Source organism: Pseudodesulfovibrio sp. JC047, from assembly GCF_010468615.1.
Taxonomy (GTDB): Bacteria; Desulfobacterota; Desulfovibrionia; order Desulfovibrionales; family Desulfovibrionaceae; genus Pseudodesulfovibrio.
Map to the genome: position 1 here is coordinate 47,274 of NZ_WUEH01000003.1, position 15,884 is coordinate 63,157.

10 protein-coding genes are annotated in these 15,884 nt (G+C 51.5%); 1 reads left to right on the forward strand and 9 read right to left on the reverse strand.

The window, feature by feature from the left end; translation table 11 throughout:
- Positions 1–131: 131 nt before the first annotated feature.
- The 4 genes from GO013_RS02525 to GO013_RS02540 are packed head-to-tail and all read right to left on the reverse strand — an operon-like array spanning position 132 to position 6,596.
- Positions 132–2,234, reverse strand: coding sequence for an HD domain-containing phosphohydrolase (locus GO013_RS02525; protein ID WP_163808477.1), 2,103 nt, complete (start codon positions 2,232–2,234; stop codon positions 132–134).
- 19 nt (positions 2,235–2,253) lie between these two features.
- Positions 2,254–2,988: a transglutaminase-like cysteine peptidase gene (locus GO013_RS02530; protein WP_163808478.1), complete on the reverse strand. Its 735-nt coding sequence runs from the start codon at positions 2,986–2,988 to the stop codon at positions 2,254–2,256.
- Between the two features lie 7 nt (positions 2,989–2,995).
- A complete protein-coding gene (locus tag GO013_RS02535; protein ID WP_163808479.1) occupies positions 2,996–4,324 on the reverse strand; it encodes an HlyD family type I secretion periplasmic adaptor subunit in 1,329 nt (442 codons plus the stop codon).
- Positions 4,325–4,331: 7 nt separating this feature from the next.
- Complete coding sequence (locus GO013_RS02540; RefSeq protein WP_239057709.1) at positions 4,332–6,596, reverse strand: type I secretion system permease/ATPase; 2,265 nt, start codon at positions 6,594–6,596, stop codon at positions 4,332–4,334.
- A gap of 469 nt (positions 6,597–7,065) precedes the next feature.
- On the opposite strand from GO013_RS02540, the gene GO013_RS02545 reads away from it, so the two are divergent.
- On the forward strand, positions 7,066–8,895 hold the full coding sequence (locus tag GO013_RS02545; RefSeq protein ID WP_163808480.1) for a YgiQ family radical SAM protein: 1,830 nt from the start codon (positions 7,066–7,068) through the stop codon (positions 8,893–8,895).
- 7 nt (positions 8,896–8,902) lie between these two features.
- Here the strand turns inward: GO013_RS02545 and GO013_RS02550 are convergent, their stop codons facing one another.
- From GO013_RS02550 to GO013_RS02570, 5 genes are read right to left on the reverse strand one after another with little or no spacing between them, the layout of a single operon-like run.
- A complete protein-coding gene (locus tag GO013_RS02550; protein WP_163808481.1) occupies positions 8,903–9,970 on the reverse strand; it encodes a dual specificity protein phosphatase family protein in 1,068 nt (355 codons plus the stop codon).
- The gene (locus tag GO013_RS02555; protein ID WP_163808482.1) at positions 9,963–12,410 is read right to left on the reverse strand and encodes a PEP/pyruvate-binding domain-containing protein; all 2,448 of its coding nucleotides are present in this window, start codon (positions 12,408–12,410) and stop codon (positions 9,963–9,965) included. The genes GO013_RS02550 and GO013_RS02555 overlap by 8 nt, the downstream gene beginning before the upstream one ends.
- A gap of 1 nt (position 12,411) precedes the next feature.
- Positions 12,412–12,771, reverse strand: coding sequence for a response regulator (locus GO013_RS02560; RefSeq protein ID WP_163808483.1), 360 nt, complete (start codon positions 12,769–12,771; stop codon positions 12,412–12,414).
- Positions 12,772–12,781: 10 nt separating this feature from the next.
- Positions 12,782–14,836 carry an ATP-binding protein gene (locus GO013_RS02565; protein WP_163808484.1) on the reverse strand — a complete coding sequence of 685 codons (2,055 nt, stop codon included), beginning with the start codon at positions 14,834–14,836 and terminating at the stop codon, positions 12,782–12,784.
- An 11-nt stretch (positions 14,837–14,847) separates the two neighbouring features.
- The gene (locus GO013_RS02570; protein ID WP_163808629.1) at positions 14,848–15,732 is read right to left on the reverse strand and encodes a phosphate/phosphite/phosphonate ABC transporter substrate-binding protein; all 885 of its coding nucleotides are present in this window, start codon (positions 15,730–15,732) and stop codon (positions 14,848–14,850) included.
- Positions 15,733–15,884 lie beyond the last annotated feature (152 nt).

The window sequence follows — 15,884 nt, forward strand, 5'->3', positions numbered from 1 at the left end:
ACACTGACACCGAACTTCTCCTCCGGCTCCGCACGAGCCTTTGCCCCTCACTCGACCCCACCCCCTCCTTCTCAAAAAGAAGGCCCTGACGATCTCTCGTCAGGGCCGGACAACCAGATGGATATGATGGACTATTCTTTTGGTGTGAGCAATTTCTCACCTGTGGGAGTCTTGATGACATCGGCCAGAGCCTGGACCACGGCGCTGTCAAACTTCGTCGTCTCACTGGACAGAATCCCCAAAGCCTGTTCAGGCTCTTTGGCACCCCGATAAGATCTTGGACGAATCATGGCGCAGAAAACATTGAGAACAGACAAAATACGCGCCAGCATGATCGTGTCGTCCCCCTTGAGCTGTTTGGGATATCCGGACCCATCCAGACGCTCGTTCATCTGATAAATGGCCAGCAGCACTCCTTCGTCGATATCAATATCCTTGAGAATACGATACGCGTGTTCGACATGCTCTTCCATGAGAGCCATTTCGTCATCGGTGAGTTTGCCGGGCTTGGTAAGAATCTCGTTCGGCACAAACATCTTGCCGATCTGGGACAAATTAGCCGCGGTTTCGATCTCGGCCACATCCATTTCAGGCAAATGTAACGCCTTGGCAACTTCAACAGACAAACCAGCCAACAACTTGGTATGCCCACCAAGATACGGGTCAGCCGCCTCAATGGTACTGCCCAAGGCCTCCATGGCACTCTTGATGAGTCGTTTATTCTGTTCCTGAGCCGCGACGAATTCCGTAATATCCCGGTACACTTCAACCAATCCTGCACACGTTCCGTCACTGCCACAATATGGAGACTTGGAAATCTGGAACTGATGCCGCTGCGAACGCAGGAAAATAGGTTCATTGATAGTTTCTTTCCGGTTTTCCCGCATGACAATCTGATCGATTGATTCCAGTCGTTTCGCCGTGTCAAAACCAAAAACCGCAGCAGCATCCATGCCGATCAGCTCTTCCCTACTCCGCCCGACAGCATGGGCAAAGGCATCGTTGACATAGGTATACCGTCCTTCCGCATCCTTGAGGGTGATAAACTCATCGATATTGGCGTTGATGGAATCGATAAACCGTTTCTGATCATCAATCTGCGTTGCCAAAGCCTTGAACTCTCTGGCCACTCGTTGGCTTTGAACTCCAGTCAAAATCCACCAGGCCAAACCGGCCACGAGAAATGCCGTCAAAATCCCCAGACCAGCCACGATATACACGGTCCGGGTGAAATTATTGATTGGCGCAACAGCAGCATCATAATCGATTTCCTGAATCAGCCACCACTCCAATCCCGGAATCTTCACTCCCGAAGAATACACTTTCTGATTCCCGTTATCGACACTCGGACGGATGCCAAAAGGCAAATTCCCATCGGCATCAAGCGTAATGCCTTTAGGGACTTCCTTGAATCCTTCCACATTCCAAGGAGTCGCTTCCCGATAAATATCGCCATCCTTCTGGACAAGCCGTATTTTCTGGCCCTTGGTGTCCAAAGCTGAATTGGACAGCATTTCCGTAATCTTGCCGGACACAAGCCGGGTCATCATCAGGACACCGACCGCTCCTTCCGGTGAAACTTCATCAGTTCCGCCAACCGCATCCGGAGGGTAAATAGGGACATACACGTCCATCACAATGCCCTGCACGGTTTTCCTGAGCGGCGAAAAACGCGGTCTGTTGGTTTCAATCGCGGCCTGCGCATCAGTAATTTGCGAATCCTTCATGGGAGGCAAATACCCGTCAGTAGCGATATACGCTTCACCACTCCGGCTCAAAATACGCGCATTGATGAACCCGGCATACGTTGAAAACTCCCTGAGCATGTTCTCCATCATGGGCAACTGCTCAGCGAGGACAACGCCACTTTCATCGACTTCGTCCTCGGCATAAATCGTCCCGAAAAGGCTCGATAAGTCGCCGTCAAATTCATCGATTTCAGATGCGTACAACCGAAAGAGATCCGATTTGATAAGCCGGTCACCATGGTGAGACAAATTGTCAAGGAAGGAGCTGATAACCTCGCTCCTGACATGGGTCAAAATGTCGAATCGTTTTTGCAAATTGTCCAGAACCCCGACTTCCTTGCCAGTGACAGCCCGGTTGGCAAGAAGGAGGATCCCCAATGAAATGACCAGAACAAAAGAAAGGACAACGCCTATCTTGACGCCCTGCTTGGCTCCCCCAATGGACTTCGGGACCTCGGAAGCGGTTTGTGTTGTGTGTTCAGCCATAGTCAATTCTCCATCTGGTTTATGGTGTCGCCTTCTTTGGGGAAGGCGTGCCTGACTTCTTTCTCTTGGCGAATGTACTTTTCTTTTTGGGTGCAACGTGCATCCATCGATATTTTTCATTCACGGAATACTGCGGAATATAATGTTTATACTTTTCGTGCGACAGCACCATGTTCGTCTGGTTATCAAGGATGTAGATATCGTCACCGACATAGACCGCCAAAACAGCATGTCCTATGCCTCGAATGGAATCCTTGACTGCAACAATACGCATATGATCCTGTGAAAAACCAAGCTCCTGAAGCGCGTAAAACTTGGCGATTGAATAATCTTCGCAATCACCTGATTTTCTCAAGAATTCCCACGGAGTCGCCCAATACTCGCTGACGCCCCAGTTGGCCTTGTCCAACCGATAGGGCCATTGATTGAAAAACTTGGTTACCGCCTTGAGTTTATCCTTATCTGGTTTACTTTTGAGCTGTGTCTTCACGGCGTACCACTTGGATTTTGACGGATGGTTGGCGGTCTTGGCGTCCTGAAAATATCCTTTCCACGACTTCATTTTTGTCACCACTCGCGACCACTTGGGCAACTTCTGAATTTTTCCCTTGAATTCCATGGTCCCCAACAGTCGGGGTTGTTTTACTTTTTGTGCGGCAAAACTCACACCAGTTCCCACCCCAAGGACGAAAACGATGCACACAGCGCACACAACGGCTCTGGTCACCGTATGGCTTCCCAGTTTCCCCGTCATGAAAAAATCAACGCTCCCTCAACGCGTTCTGCTTTGCCTTGAGAATAGGTTTCAACAAATAATCCAGAACGGATTTCTTTCCGGTCAGGACATCAACACCAGCAGTCATACCCGGAATAATCGGCAATCGTTGGCCCCGGTACACGATGGCGTTCTGTTTGGTCCGCACCTTCACGAGGTAATGATTTTCACCCTTTTCATCTTCAATCGTATCCGCGCTGATATTTTCGACAGTCCCTTCAAGGCCTCCATATATGGAAAAATCATACGCTGTGATCTTGACCTGCGCCTTTTGTCCAGGATGCAGGAAGGCAATATCCGACGGCTTGATTTCCGCCTCGACTAATAACGAATCATCCAGCGGCACCACTTCCATGATGGACTCGCCGGGACGGATAACACCGCCCAACGTATTGACCATGATATGTTTGACAATTCCCTTGACCGGCGACCGCACATCGGTCCGAGTCACACGATCTCCGCCCGAACTGAGATTTTCTGTCAGAGAATTCAGTTCAAGCCGACGCTCGTTGATTTCTTCCAGCGATTGACTCCGAAACTCAGCCTTGCGTTGCTCGATCCGACCAAGCGCCTCCTTGGCAGCCCGCTTTACCCGGGGAATCCCCAAAGCCAAGGCCTCGACATCACCACGCAATTCGACAACACGCTGCTCCAACGCCAGATAATCCAATTCCGAATGGATTTGTTTTTCAACCAAAGGCTTGGTAATATTCCGCTGCTTGATGGCGACGTCCAGACTGCGCTGCAATTGACGTTTACGCCCGGCCATCTCGCTCACTTCCTGCTGTTTCTGCTCATACTGATCGCGCAACAACCCCAACTCAATTCTGAGTTGCTCCTGCTGTGCCCTGGAAATTCGCGATTGATCTTGTACCAACTGTGGGGCTTCCTTTTTCAGCTCCTCGCTGAAAATCGGTTCCCTGTCCTCGACTTCGGCAAGAAGTCGGGCGATAGCGGCCTTGTGTTCCAAAGCCTTGGCATAGGCATCTCGATAGTAACTGGCAGCCTGTTCGTTATGCAAACGACACAATATATCGTCCTTGTTCACTGTTTGCCCTTCTTGAACAAACAATTCACTCAGGATCCCCCCTTCAAGGTTCTGTATTTCCTGAATACGCTGAGAAGGAATAACTCGACCAAAGCCACGAGTGACTTCATCCAACACCGCTAATTTAGCCCAAATAACAAAAAAGATGATCAACAACACAATCGCTGTAGACATGATATACGCGAACCGGCGACCCTTGCCATACATGGCCTGGTCCACTTCACTCATGAACAGCAGAACTTCTCTATCTTCTTTATGCTTGCTCATGACGACCTCACAGGGAAACTTTGATTTTACCGGATTTCAAACCATCGAGAACAGCTTTTTTCGGGCCATCCACCACGATCTTCCCTCTGTCCATGATAACCAGCCTATCAACGAGATCAAGCATGGAATGCCGGTGGGTAATAACGATCAGGGTCTTATCCTCCACAAAAGGCCGAAGCCGTTCCTTGAGCCGGAATTCAGACTGGTTGTCCATGTTGCTTGACGGTTCATCCATGATGAGAATTTCCGGATCAGGCAGGACGGCCCGGGCAATGGTCACGGCCTGGCGTTGCCCGCCAGACAATGAAGAGCCACGCTCACCGACCATCATGCCGAACCCTGCTGGATGATCACGGACAAAGTCGTTCACCCCGGAGATATCCGCCGCAAAATTGATGGATTGGTCATCAGCCTCGGGCAAGCCAAAAGCGATATTGTCTTTCAAGGTGCCATAAAAAAGCAGGCTGTCCTGTGAAATGTACCCGACCTTTCGGCGCAAGTCCGCCACATCCATCTGGCGCAAATCGATATCACCGAGTTGAACAGCACCTTCAACCGGCTGGTACAACCCGACACACAATTTGCCCAGCGTGCTCTTACCGGCTCCGGTCCGTCCGACAATGCCCACTTTTTCACCGGGGGCCAATTTAAAATTGACATCATGCAGCACGGCCTTGTCCGTGCCGGGATAACTGAACGAGACATCCGTCATAGTCAGGGAAGGTTCAATTTCTCCATAATGAAATGTCTCTTTCTCATCTGGCCGCTCACTGGGCATCTCCATGAGCATATCAAGTGCGTTCAGCGCCATTCTGGACTGTTGGAAACGAGACAGCAATCCGGCCACGGCACTCAATGGGGCCATGGCCCGTCCGGACAGGATATTACAGGCAATCAGCCCACCCACGGTCAGTTCTCCCTTGGAAATCAGAAAGACACCGATAATGACCACAGCCACCGACACCATCTGCGTGATAAACACGGAAAATGAAATCGAGATATTAGCCATGATTTTGGCCCGGCTATTGGACAAGGCGGACATCCCCACCACACTTTCCCACCGCGCCTGCATACGGCCCTCGGCCATACTGGTCTTGATGGTTTCAAGTCCCTGAACAATCTCGAACAACAGGGCGTGTTTCTGGGTGGATTCCTTATAATGATCTTCAATAATCCGCTGAAAGGGAATCTGAAGAAACAACCCAACGAGAATCACGATGGGAACCGCGATGAAAATGGGATAGGCAATCGGGCCGCCAATGAAATAAATGACGAAGATAAACAAAAATAAAAACGGCAGATCAATCAACGCAACCAGCGATGACGATCCAAAAAATTCACGCAGCGACTCGAACTCACGAATATTGTTGGCCACGGCTCCAGCGGATTCCGGCATGTGATCGAGCCGGGCCGACATGAGATGATTCATGATCCGGCTGCCGATGATGACATCCGCGTTTCGACCCGCGACATCCACGAAATAGCTGCGCAAATTTTTCAACAAAAAATCAAAAACATAGGCGATGGCGATTCCAATGGCCAAGGCCCACAGCGTTTCCATGGCATTATTTGGAATGACCCGGTCGTACACGTTCATGACAAACAATGGCGACGCCACGATAATGATGTTGGTCATGATGGACGCGCCCACAACGTGTTTGTAAATGGGCCAAAACCGTCCGATCACACCCCAGAACCACCGCTTTGTCTTGAGCAATTTCAGTCCGGACACCCGCTTGTCGAGCTTGGAATGTCGATGACAGAAAATGGCATAGCCGGTGTATTCTTCTTCAAGCTTTTCCAACGGAATTTCCGTTTCATCCATTCCGTGACCAGGCAGAACAACCCGGGCGGTCTCATCCGATGTTTCCAAAAGCACACAGGCATTGCCGCCACGCAACAACAGGATGCACGGCAAAATGAGGCGAGTGATGCTCCGCAATTTTTCACGGTACACGGTCTTGGCCCGAATACCGATGCGTTCTGCGGACCGGACAATGGAAGCCGCGGTAATCACGCCTTCCTGTTGGGGAATCCCGGCCTTGAGCGTGGCCGAAGAGACCGGCTTGCCAAGCAGACGGCTGATAATGGACAGACAAATCACCAATGGAGGCTGAAAATCGATATCCTTGGGCGATAACCGTTCGTCCGCCTCAACCTTGATCGGCTCTGGCTGGCCAGGTTGTCCCGGCATGGGTTGCCCTGATTGACCGGGCTGACCGGGTTGGCCGGGTTGGCCGGGTTGGCCGGACGCATTTTCGCTTGAAGACAATTTTTCTTTAATATTTTCAGTGATATCCGATTGAGATTCAGAATGTGAAGACGGCGAAGATTGACTCTTTTCCCTGCCCGAAGAATCCGCGGATTCAGCGTGAACAGTGGTTCCAGAGCCCCCCCCGATCGGCGCCTTGGTCGAAATGTTTTCCGATTCAGTCGGCTTTGAAGCGTTTTTTGACGCGGCTTTTTTATCAACTGACATATGCACCACTTGGAATAAAATGAAAGCAAGAGGAATGACCACGCCAAATACGGGTCACACACTTCTTACAATATACTATAATAATCTTTCCTCTGAGAGGTATTTTGTCAAGAGTCAATTATTTAAGACAAGCTATCCCGATATGTTTGGATATTTTTCTCACATTTTTTTTCAAAAGGGCACACCGAGCCTAAAAAATCCGCCAAAAAAAGGAGGAAAAACGGTGGACCTCACAGGGGGTGTGCGTCATGATGCGCGCACAATGCAACATCAAACAAGACATATCAAACAACCGTCTGTCCTGCCCATGTCCCGTGAAGAAATGGACCACCTGGGTTGGCACGAATTGGATATACTCCTCATTACCGGCGATGGCTATGTGGATCACCCCTCATTCGGCGCGGCTCTCTTGGGCCGCTGGCTGATACATCACGGGTTCCGAACCGGCATTATCGCCCAACCCGCATGGGATAAACCCGACGATGTCATACGCATGGGCCGTCCTCGACTGTTTGCCGGTGTAACCTCCGGTTCACTGGACTCCATGCTCGCGCACTACACCGCATTTCGAAAAAAGCGGTCGGACGACGCGTACACCCCCGGCGGCAAGGCCGGTGCCCGTCCAAACCGCGCATCAATGGCCTACACCAACGTGGTCCAACGCGCCTTTCCCGGGCTCCCGGTCATTCTGGGAGGCATCGAAGGGTCGCTCCGTCGAATTTCCCATTATGATTTTTGGTCTGATTCAGTCCGCCGTTCGATTCTTCTGGACTCAAAGGCCACAGCCATCACCTATGGCATGGCCGAAAATTCCATCGTGAACCTCGCGGAAACCATTGAAACAATTCTCCAAGAATCCGGCGAAATAAACATCAAGGCTCTTCGGCCACAACTGCTCGGCGTTCCCGGACTGGTGGTCGCAGGCTCGGCCAAAGATGTTCCCACAGATATCCCAATTATCACGCTGCCCTCGCATGAAGCGATACTGGCCAACCCGCAAGAGCTTATCAAGGCGACGCAACTGTTGGAAAAACAGGTGCATCAAAACAAGGCCATGGCCGTCCAGGAAACAGCGGGCCGCATGGTCATGCTCACCCCGCCCGGCCCCCTGCTCGACACTGCGGGACTGGACGAACTTGCCGAACTGCCATTTTCCCGATTGCCACATCCGTCCTATACCCAACGCATCCCGGCGGCGGACATGATTCAAACCAGTGTGACCACTCATCGAGGCTGTTCCGGCGGCTGTTCCTTCTGTACGTTGGCACTCCATCAGGGACGCACCATTCGTTCCCGGAGTAAGCGGTCCCTTCTCAAGGAAGTCACGGCCATCACCAAAGTCAAGGGCTGGAAAGGCTCCATTTCCGACGTGGGCGGTCCCAGTGCCAACATGTGGGGCGCACACTGCGCCGGAGATCAATCCACCTGTACCCGTCCGAGTTGCATGACACCGAAGATATGCAAGCATTACCGGGTAGCACAAAAAGATTTCGTCAATCTGCTTCGAGCAGTCAATGACGTACAATCCGTCAAACACGTCCGAGTGGCATCAGGCTGGAGAATCGACCTTGCCGTGACAGACATGCCCGCGCTCACTGGCATGATCCGGGAATTCGTGGGGGGACAGGCCAAGGTCGCACCCGAGCATCAGGTCGACCATGTGCTCAAACTCATGCGAAAACCTGGATTTGAAACCTTTGAAAAATTTCTGGATCTTTTCTGGAAAGAATCTCGCAAAGCCGGAAAGCAGCAATATGTCATTCCTTATCTCATGTCCGCCTTTCCCGGGTGTACAGAGGACGACATGCACACCTTGGGCGACTGGCTCAAATCCCAAGGCTGGAAACCGGAACAGGTGCAGTGCTTCATTCCCCTGCCCGGAACGGCGGCCGCAGCCATGTTTCATGCCGAAACCGACCTGAAAGGCAACCCCATTCACGTGGCCAAGACCGATGCCGAACGGCTCCGGCAACACGCCATTCTCATGCCCAACACGGGAAGACCTCCCAAAGGGAAATCGCACGCACACAAGCACCATGACCACCCGCAAAAAGGTGACATGGACAAACGCGGACGATCCAGGAAAAGATAGGGAAAACCTACTCCAATCCCTGCTCCATCATGTACTTGAAAATCGTTTCGACAAACTTGCCGGACACCACGTCCGGCAAGGCGAAATGCGGCATTTTGACATGGGCCATGGACCCGGTATAGGCAAACCAAATTTCCGAAGAAATCTTGTCCAGAGCCGGGGTGAGCAGCTCTCCCCAGAGTCCACCATCCTCACTCTGGTCCAGCCCGAACGCCCGACACTGCAACGGACGGTGTTCGAACAACATGCACTGATCATTTTTAAGAAGCGGACAGACAGCACCGACTTCGGACAGGCAATATTCGCCCCCCTGATCCTCATCCAGATCATTGACGGCACTGCGTTCTGCCTGTGCGGTTTTCACGGCCTTTTCAATGACTGCGAGCCGTTCTTCCCCGGTCAATTCCAAATTAATCCGATGGCTGATGTGAACCGCTTCGGCCAATGTCAGGCTGACTGGCGTAGTACAACATTCATGATGGTCCAACCCGCAGGCAATACCGTTCACCGTCTCGACCTGCTCCTCCAGACGCTGCGCCAATTCTTCATAATCATTGAAAAAGGGGGAAAGATCGACCAATCGCTTAAATTCAAGCGACGGCTCCCGAATATTCAATCGACCAGATTGTTTGCCATATTTCCGAACGGTTCTCCACTGGACAAAATTGGCGGGTTTACTTTTGAGTCGCTTGAGCGCACGACCTGCCAACTTATGCCCAAGCCCACGTCGCAACAGATACGCATTCAAGACGGTTCCGGTACGGCCGATGCCGTGCCGACAATGGATCAAGACCTTTTTACCGAGATAAATGGCTTCATCCAACCAGGCCAAGGTCTTTTCCAACTCGATGAGACTCGGAGCCTCTTCGTCATCCAGCGGCAAATAATGAACTTCGAACCCTGCTTCCTTTTCAATATCATGCAAATCGCAGAATTCACCACATAAATTAAGAATTGCGTCCACTCCCTGGGCATGAATGGCTTCCAACTGGGGATGGCTCATGGGAGCGTGTCCCACCCCAAGCTGGTCTGTCACCCATGTCACTTGATAAGCAAACGAACCCTTTTTACTCATCGCGGTTCTCCGCTTCCTTGACGAATTTCTTCACCTCGTCAAGGATCTGTTCCTCGCTGGTCAAACGCATATCCATCAGTCGAGTCACTGCCATCAGATACCCCAACCGAACGAGCATCCGTTGCGTCTCATTTTCATTCAGACGGGCACACCGCGCATCGATCATGTCGCCTCGGGTTTCAGTCTCGAATCCATAACACTCCAAAATCTGCCGAATGAATTCCAGTCGCAACAGCCGTTGATCAAACCCGGCACCACCGCCTTTGAAACGGAAATTCACATAGTTGGCACCGGCATCGGGGCAACACATGGCGTCAACCACGGAAAAATGATATCCGAATCGGACCATCAAATGCAGATAGTCTTCGGAAATAAGTGCGTAGCTGGCCAACAGTTTCGAATCAAAACTGAAAATGCCACCAGAGACCTTGTCGAATTCCTCCCAATCCATGTGCGTCAATTTGTTCGACCATTTCACACGTTCATCAGCCAGACCGTACCAGAGTGCCCACATGGGACGACTTTTGATGTCATATGGAGAGATGGTCTTCCCTTCCTTGGCATTGCCAAAAATACCGCCGCCCAAATCGAGAATATACATGACCAGCGGAAGGTTCGTCTGCAACCGTTTGGCCGCATGCAAACCCCGTCCCCGCTTGTCCATGATGGAAAACATCTCATTGACGGCCCGTTCATGGCAAAACCGCACCACATCATGCAGACTCTTGCATCCCATAGGGGAAAAATCATCGGCCTGGGGATCGGTCAAATTCAACTTGACCGCAATGGGCGCAACTTTGGCGTATTGTTCGACCACCCGCTTCGAGACCTGCTTGGCCTTCTGAGACCGGGTCATGATGACTTCGACACACCCTTCATATACCGCGCCGTGCGTGCCATCCACCGTCACCAACTGCCCGGATTTCAACGCCTCACCCAGATCACCCACCAGCACAGGCACACCGCATTCACGCGCCACCGAAGCAAAATGACTGGCCCGGCTTCCCGTGCGGGAAATCACGCCATTCATATGCCCGATAAAGGTCAACAACGACGGTTTCAACGACGGCGTCACGACCACGGCTCCCGGCGGAATCATGGCAATACGCTCGCCAGAGGACGCATAATAAATTTCACCACAGCCCACACCCGTGGACGCGCACTCCAACTCATCCAATAATGGGGTGACCGACAGAGATTCATGATCAGAAACCGCGTCTTCACGCTCCAACTGCAAGGGACGACTCTGCAAGATGAACAGTTTTCCCGTCACATCTTCGGCCCATTCAATGTCCTGTGGAGCTCCCAATGCCGTTTCCAACTGCATGGCCAATTGGGCCAATTTGACCAGAGTCTCCTCTGATGGCAAACCGCGTGTATCCGGCGAACACTCGTTGTCGATACGCGGTGTTTCCTCACGAGTGAGAATCGCCTTGTCCGGCGACACACTGCCATCCACCAATCCGTGACCAAGTCCGCTGACCCCATAGACACCAATCGCTTCCTTGCCCCGACAATCCGGGTCCTGCGAATACACCACTCCAGCGGTATCGGCATCCACCATGGGCAAAACCAGCACCGCCATGGCGGTCTGGCTATCTGTCAGCCCGTTGGAAATCCGGTACGACACGGCTCGGGGACAATATTTCCCCGCCAAAACTCGTTTATACGCCTCCAAAACATCATTCGGAGGAACATTCAATTCCGAAGCATACTGCCCGGCAAACGAAATTTCACCGTCTTCAGCCAACGCACTGGATCGCACCGCAATGCAGTCGTCACCATCAATGATTTCAGACACGCCAAACCGAATGCCCCGAGCAATTTCTTCCGGGACTTCCGATGCGAGAATCAACTCCTGCATCTCGGCGGTCAACCGCGCCAAAAGATCCCGATCACCGACTTCCATCTGGCGAAGTCGCTCTTCGATGTGTTCGTTCAATCCATTGAAATCAATGAAATAGTTAAAAGCATTTGCCGTGATGACAAATCCAGGAGGAACCGGGACTTTACCATGGACTTTGGCCCGACCAAGGTTGGCAGCCTTCCCGCCTGCCAACAGAGGAAATGAGGCGGCTTCTTCCAATGAAAGGATGTATGGCGGTCCCACTTCCGGCTGTTCAAGCTCCATGCCCATACGCACGTAAAAATCAATTTTACGAAAATACTCGGGCAGGTCCATGTACCGGGTCGGATTCATTTCCATCAGCTGGCCCGCCATGGTTCCCACGGCATTGGACAACTGGTTGGTCATCCATACCGCCCGCTGCCGATCAGCCAGACGTTTTCCATAAAACATCTCTTCAAGATCCGCTATCAGTTCCAAGGCGATAGCGTCCTGCGCCAACAGGGATTTGAAGGCTTCATATTTGCGTCGCAGCAATGTTCCAGGGGCAAAGACCTGGTACGTCCAGTGCTTGAAGAGTTGTTTGAAATACATGCTATCCTCCCAGGACTTCCGAAACCTTGGTTTCGAGTTCTTCCTTGTTGATGGGCTTGACGCAATACTCTTCTGCCCCAAGACGCAACGACTCGCGAGCTGTCTCCAAGGTGGGATAGCCCGTCAACATGATCGCCTTCATGTCCGGGTTGATCTTTTTCAGTTCCTCCAAGGCCTCCACCCCGGTCATCTTCTTGAGCTTGATATCAAGAATAGCCAATTCCACCGGATTGTTTTCCGCATACTTCAGCGCCTCTTCCTCTTCCGTGAAGTTGAAAACACTGTGCCCCTTCCGCTCCAGAATACGCTTGACCAACACTCCGGCGTCCGAAATGTCGTCCAAGACCAGTATATTCGCCATGCCTAACTCCTTAAGCTTCACTACTCCCTTCATGAAACTGGTGATCCAAAGGGAGATCAATTTCAAAGACCGTTCCGGGTCCATTGGCTGCCTCGCATTCCGGAAATTCAAACCCCTCCGGAAGCGGACTCGTCACTGTTATTTCCCCGTCATGATCTTCGATAATACCAAACGAAACAGAAAGCCCCAATCCTGTTCCCTGCCCCACGGCCTTGGTACTGTAAAAAGGATCAAAAATATTTTTCATCTTGTCTTTGGGAATACCCACGCCGCAATCGGCCATCCAAACAGACACTATCCCGGCAGGGGTATCCAACTTGGTCCGAATGAATATGATCCCGCCATCGGTCCCCATGGCATCCCGGGCATTGGTGAGCAGATTGATCCAGACCTGCTTCAATTTTTCCGGGTCCCCATAAATGATGGGATACCGATCATCCATATCCGTCATGATCTCGACCTTGTCCAATCTGAACGTATGCCGAACCAGACTGACCGCCTCAAGGACCGAATTGTTGAAACACATTTCCCGTTTGGCAGAATCCGTCTGCCGAGAAAAGCCCAACAGGTCAGCCACGATTTTCTTACAGACCTTGGTCTGCTTTTCTATAATGATAAGATCCCCGTGAATCTGGCTGTCAGGCTCAACATCTTCCTGTAAAAGCTGCGAATATCCAAGAATAATCCCGAGCGGAGTGTTGATTTCATGCGCAACACCACCGGCCAGCAATCCCAGAGATTCCATTTTCTGAGCCTGAATAAGCTGATTCTCGTACCCCTTGATATCCGAAATATCACGATCCGTGCGCAACAAACCATCGATGCGCCCATCAGCATCAAAAACCGGCACACAAACAACATGAAACCACTGTTGTTTTCCTTCATCCTTAATCTGAATCTGCGTATCAATACGCCGTCCTGATTCCAGAATATCTCGGGCCGCCATGTGGCGTTCCTCAGCCTCAACTTCATAAAAAAGGTCGAAATCCGTCTTGCCGACCACTTCCGGCACCGGCACACCGACGGAATCGGCAAAACTTTTGTTACACGCCTGATACCGCATGGTCGCATCCAACAAAGAAACCCGATCCGGTGTCATATCCAGAATAGTGCGCATAAGTCGTTGCTGATCTCGAAGGTTCCGATCTGCGGAACGCAATTCATTGATATGCGTCTTGAGCGACACCGCCATGACATCAAAGGTTTCAGCCAAATCCTGAATTTCGTCTCCGGCATTCTGCCGATACACACTGCACGCCCGACAGGACTGCAACCGGCACTGAAAATTGCTTTCATTATCGCAATCAGGGCACATGGTTCCGGCGATATACCAGCATCGACGCCGCGTTTCCCCATGAGCAGGACATTCCGTGAGCGTACAATTTCGCCGTTCCCAACAATGTACACCGCCTTCTGGCGAGGATTGGATATTCAAATTGCCGGTCAACATTTCTTCAGCATGAGCGCGCAGCAACCCCAGCCTGACCGTCACACGCCGGGCAAAATACGTCCCGATGGACGTAGCTATAATCAATGCCCCGGCAAACAGCCCCGCCATGAGCGTTATCTGATGCTGCACAGTCCGGCTGATGCGTGTCGTCGATAATCCGATACGGACAACCCCGAGCTGGCCGTCCGACACCTGAACAGGTACCGCAAAATCATACATTCGACGGGACCCGTCTTCCAAAAGCTGAATATGCAATGCACCGTTTTCTCCCACACCGTTAGCAGTCAGAAGATCAACCGGAAATCGCCGCTGAAACGTATGAGCCATGACATGCCCGTTACGATCCTGCACAAAAGCGTACAAGACATCCTGCACGCGGCTCTGTTCATCCACCATGTTCTTCAACCGCAAAAAATCCCGGGCCAAGATGGGGTCCACCGCCCGAACAGCCAGACTCGCGGCCAATGACGAACCACGCATCTTGCTCTCTTCCACCAGAGATTGTGCACTCATATACCCAACCATCGGCAATAACAGCAGAGCCATGACAATAAGGATGGCCGCCATGCCCATGTTGAGCTTGTTGCGAAATCGAAGTCTGGGGAAAAGTCTCATTGAATATCCGCCTATTGGGTCAACCCAAGTTTACCAACCAATTCCCTGACCGGATCGTACTCTGAATCCTGCACGGGAATAATGCCATGCATTCCGGCCGAAGCGAGAATCTCCCGATCTGGTTCATGATTAAAATTCAAAGCGAACATCGCCTCGGAAATGACCCGAATCACTTCCGGATCAAGCCCTTTTCTGGCCGCGTACACCCACCCCGGATACAGTCTGGTTTCCGCAAGTACTCGAATATCATCGAGATTGATTTTCCCGGAAACCACATCCAGCGTGCCCTTGCGAATCGTCCCGATATCATAGGCTCCAGCATGAACCGCCAAAACGACTTTCTCCTGCTTGCCCCCTGGTCCCGGAGCAAAATCCACGGTTTCAAAATCACTCACAGTGATATTGTTGTCATAAAACAACCCCAGCGGGAACAGATACCCACCGGCAGATTCCGGGTCCACGGCAACCCACCGTTTCCCTCGGCAATCGGAAATATTCTTGATATCAAAACTATCCCGACGACAGATGATCTGCCCCTGGAAATCCGGATTACCCGACGGCTCAACAATACCGGCAAACGCCGTGGCTCCGACTTTGGCTAATCGTATATAAACAAAAGGATTTGAATAGGAAATATCGATTTCTCCCCGTTCCACCATCTTGATATGCTCATCAAAGGTATCGGGAAAAATCTGTCGAAGCGGCAACCCTGTGAACTTGCGCAAGTATTCAAGCAACTGGCGATGTCTTTGATAGGAAATTGTATGTGAATACTGTGGCAGATAGGCGTAGGTAATGGCCTTGACCTGCCGAGGAGCGACCAGGGTTTTCCGTTTGGATAAGTCCACCTGAAGGGCTTCTTCATCAGAACACCCCATGAGGACCGCCGGCACCATGGTGAGCAGCAGGATCACTCCTGCAACCAGACGCCCGAAGCCTTCATACTGAAATCGCCTTTTCTTCTTTGCTGTCATCATGCACTACCCATACGCTGTTTATCACCGAATGCCCTTGCAATCATACAGAAATTTCTCATGCCGTCCAACCA

Bases quoted from the DNA above. Each gene is read 5' to 3' on its own strand.
- GO013_RS02525 (WP_163808477.1), bottom strand. From the start codon at position 2,234: ATGGCTGAACACACAACACAAACCGCTTCCGAGGTCCCGAAGTCCATT.
- GO013_RS02530 (WP_163808478.1), bottom strand. From the start codon at position 2,988: ATGACGGGGAAACTGGGAAGCCATACGGTGACCAGAGCCGTTGTGTGC.
- GO013_RS02535 (WP_163808479.1), bottom strand. From the start codon at position 4,324: ATGAGCAAGCATAAAGAAGATAGAGAAGTTCTGCTGTTCATGAGTGAA.
- GO013_RS02545 (WP_163808480.1), top strand. From the start codon at position 7,066: ATGCAACATCAAACAAGACATATCAAACAACCGTCTGTCCTGCCCATG.
- GO013_RS02550 (WP_163808481.1), bottom strand. From the start codon at position 9,970: ATGAGTAAAAAGGGTTCGTTTGCTTATCAAGTGACATGGGTGACAGAC.
- GO013_RS02555 (WP_163808482.1), bottom strand. From the start codon at position 12,410: ATGTATTTCAAACAACTCTTCAAGCACTGGACGTACCAGGTCTTTGCC.
- GO013_RS02560 (WP_163808483.1), bottom strand. From the start codon at position 12,771: ATGGCGAATATACTGGTCTTGGACGACATTTCGGACGCCGGAGTGTTG.
- GO013_RS02565 (WP_163808484.1), bottom strand. From the start codon at position 14,836: ATGAGACTTTTCCCCAGACTTCGATTTCGCAACAAGCTCAACATGGGC.
- GO013_RS02570 (WP_163808629.1), bottom strand. From the start codon at position 15,732: ATGGTGCCGGCGGTCCTCATGGGGTGTTCTGATGAAGAAGCCCTTCAG.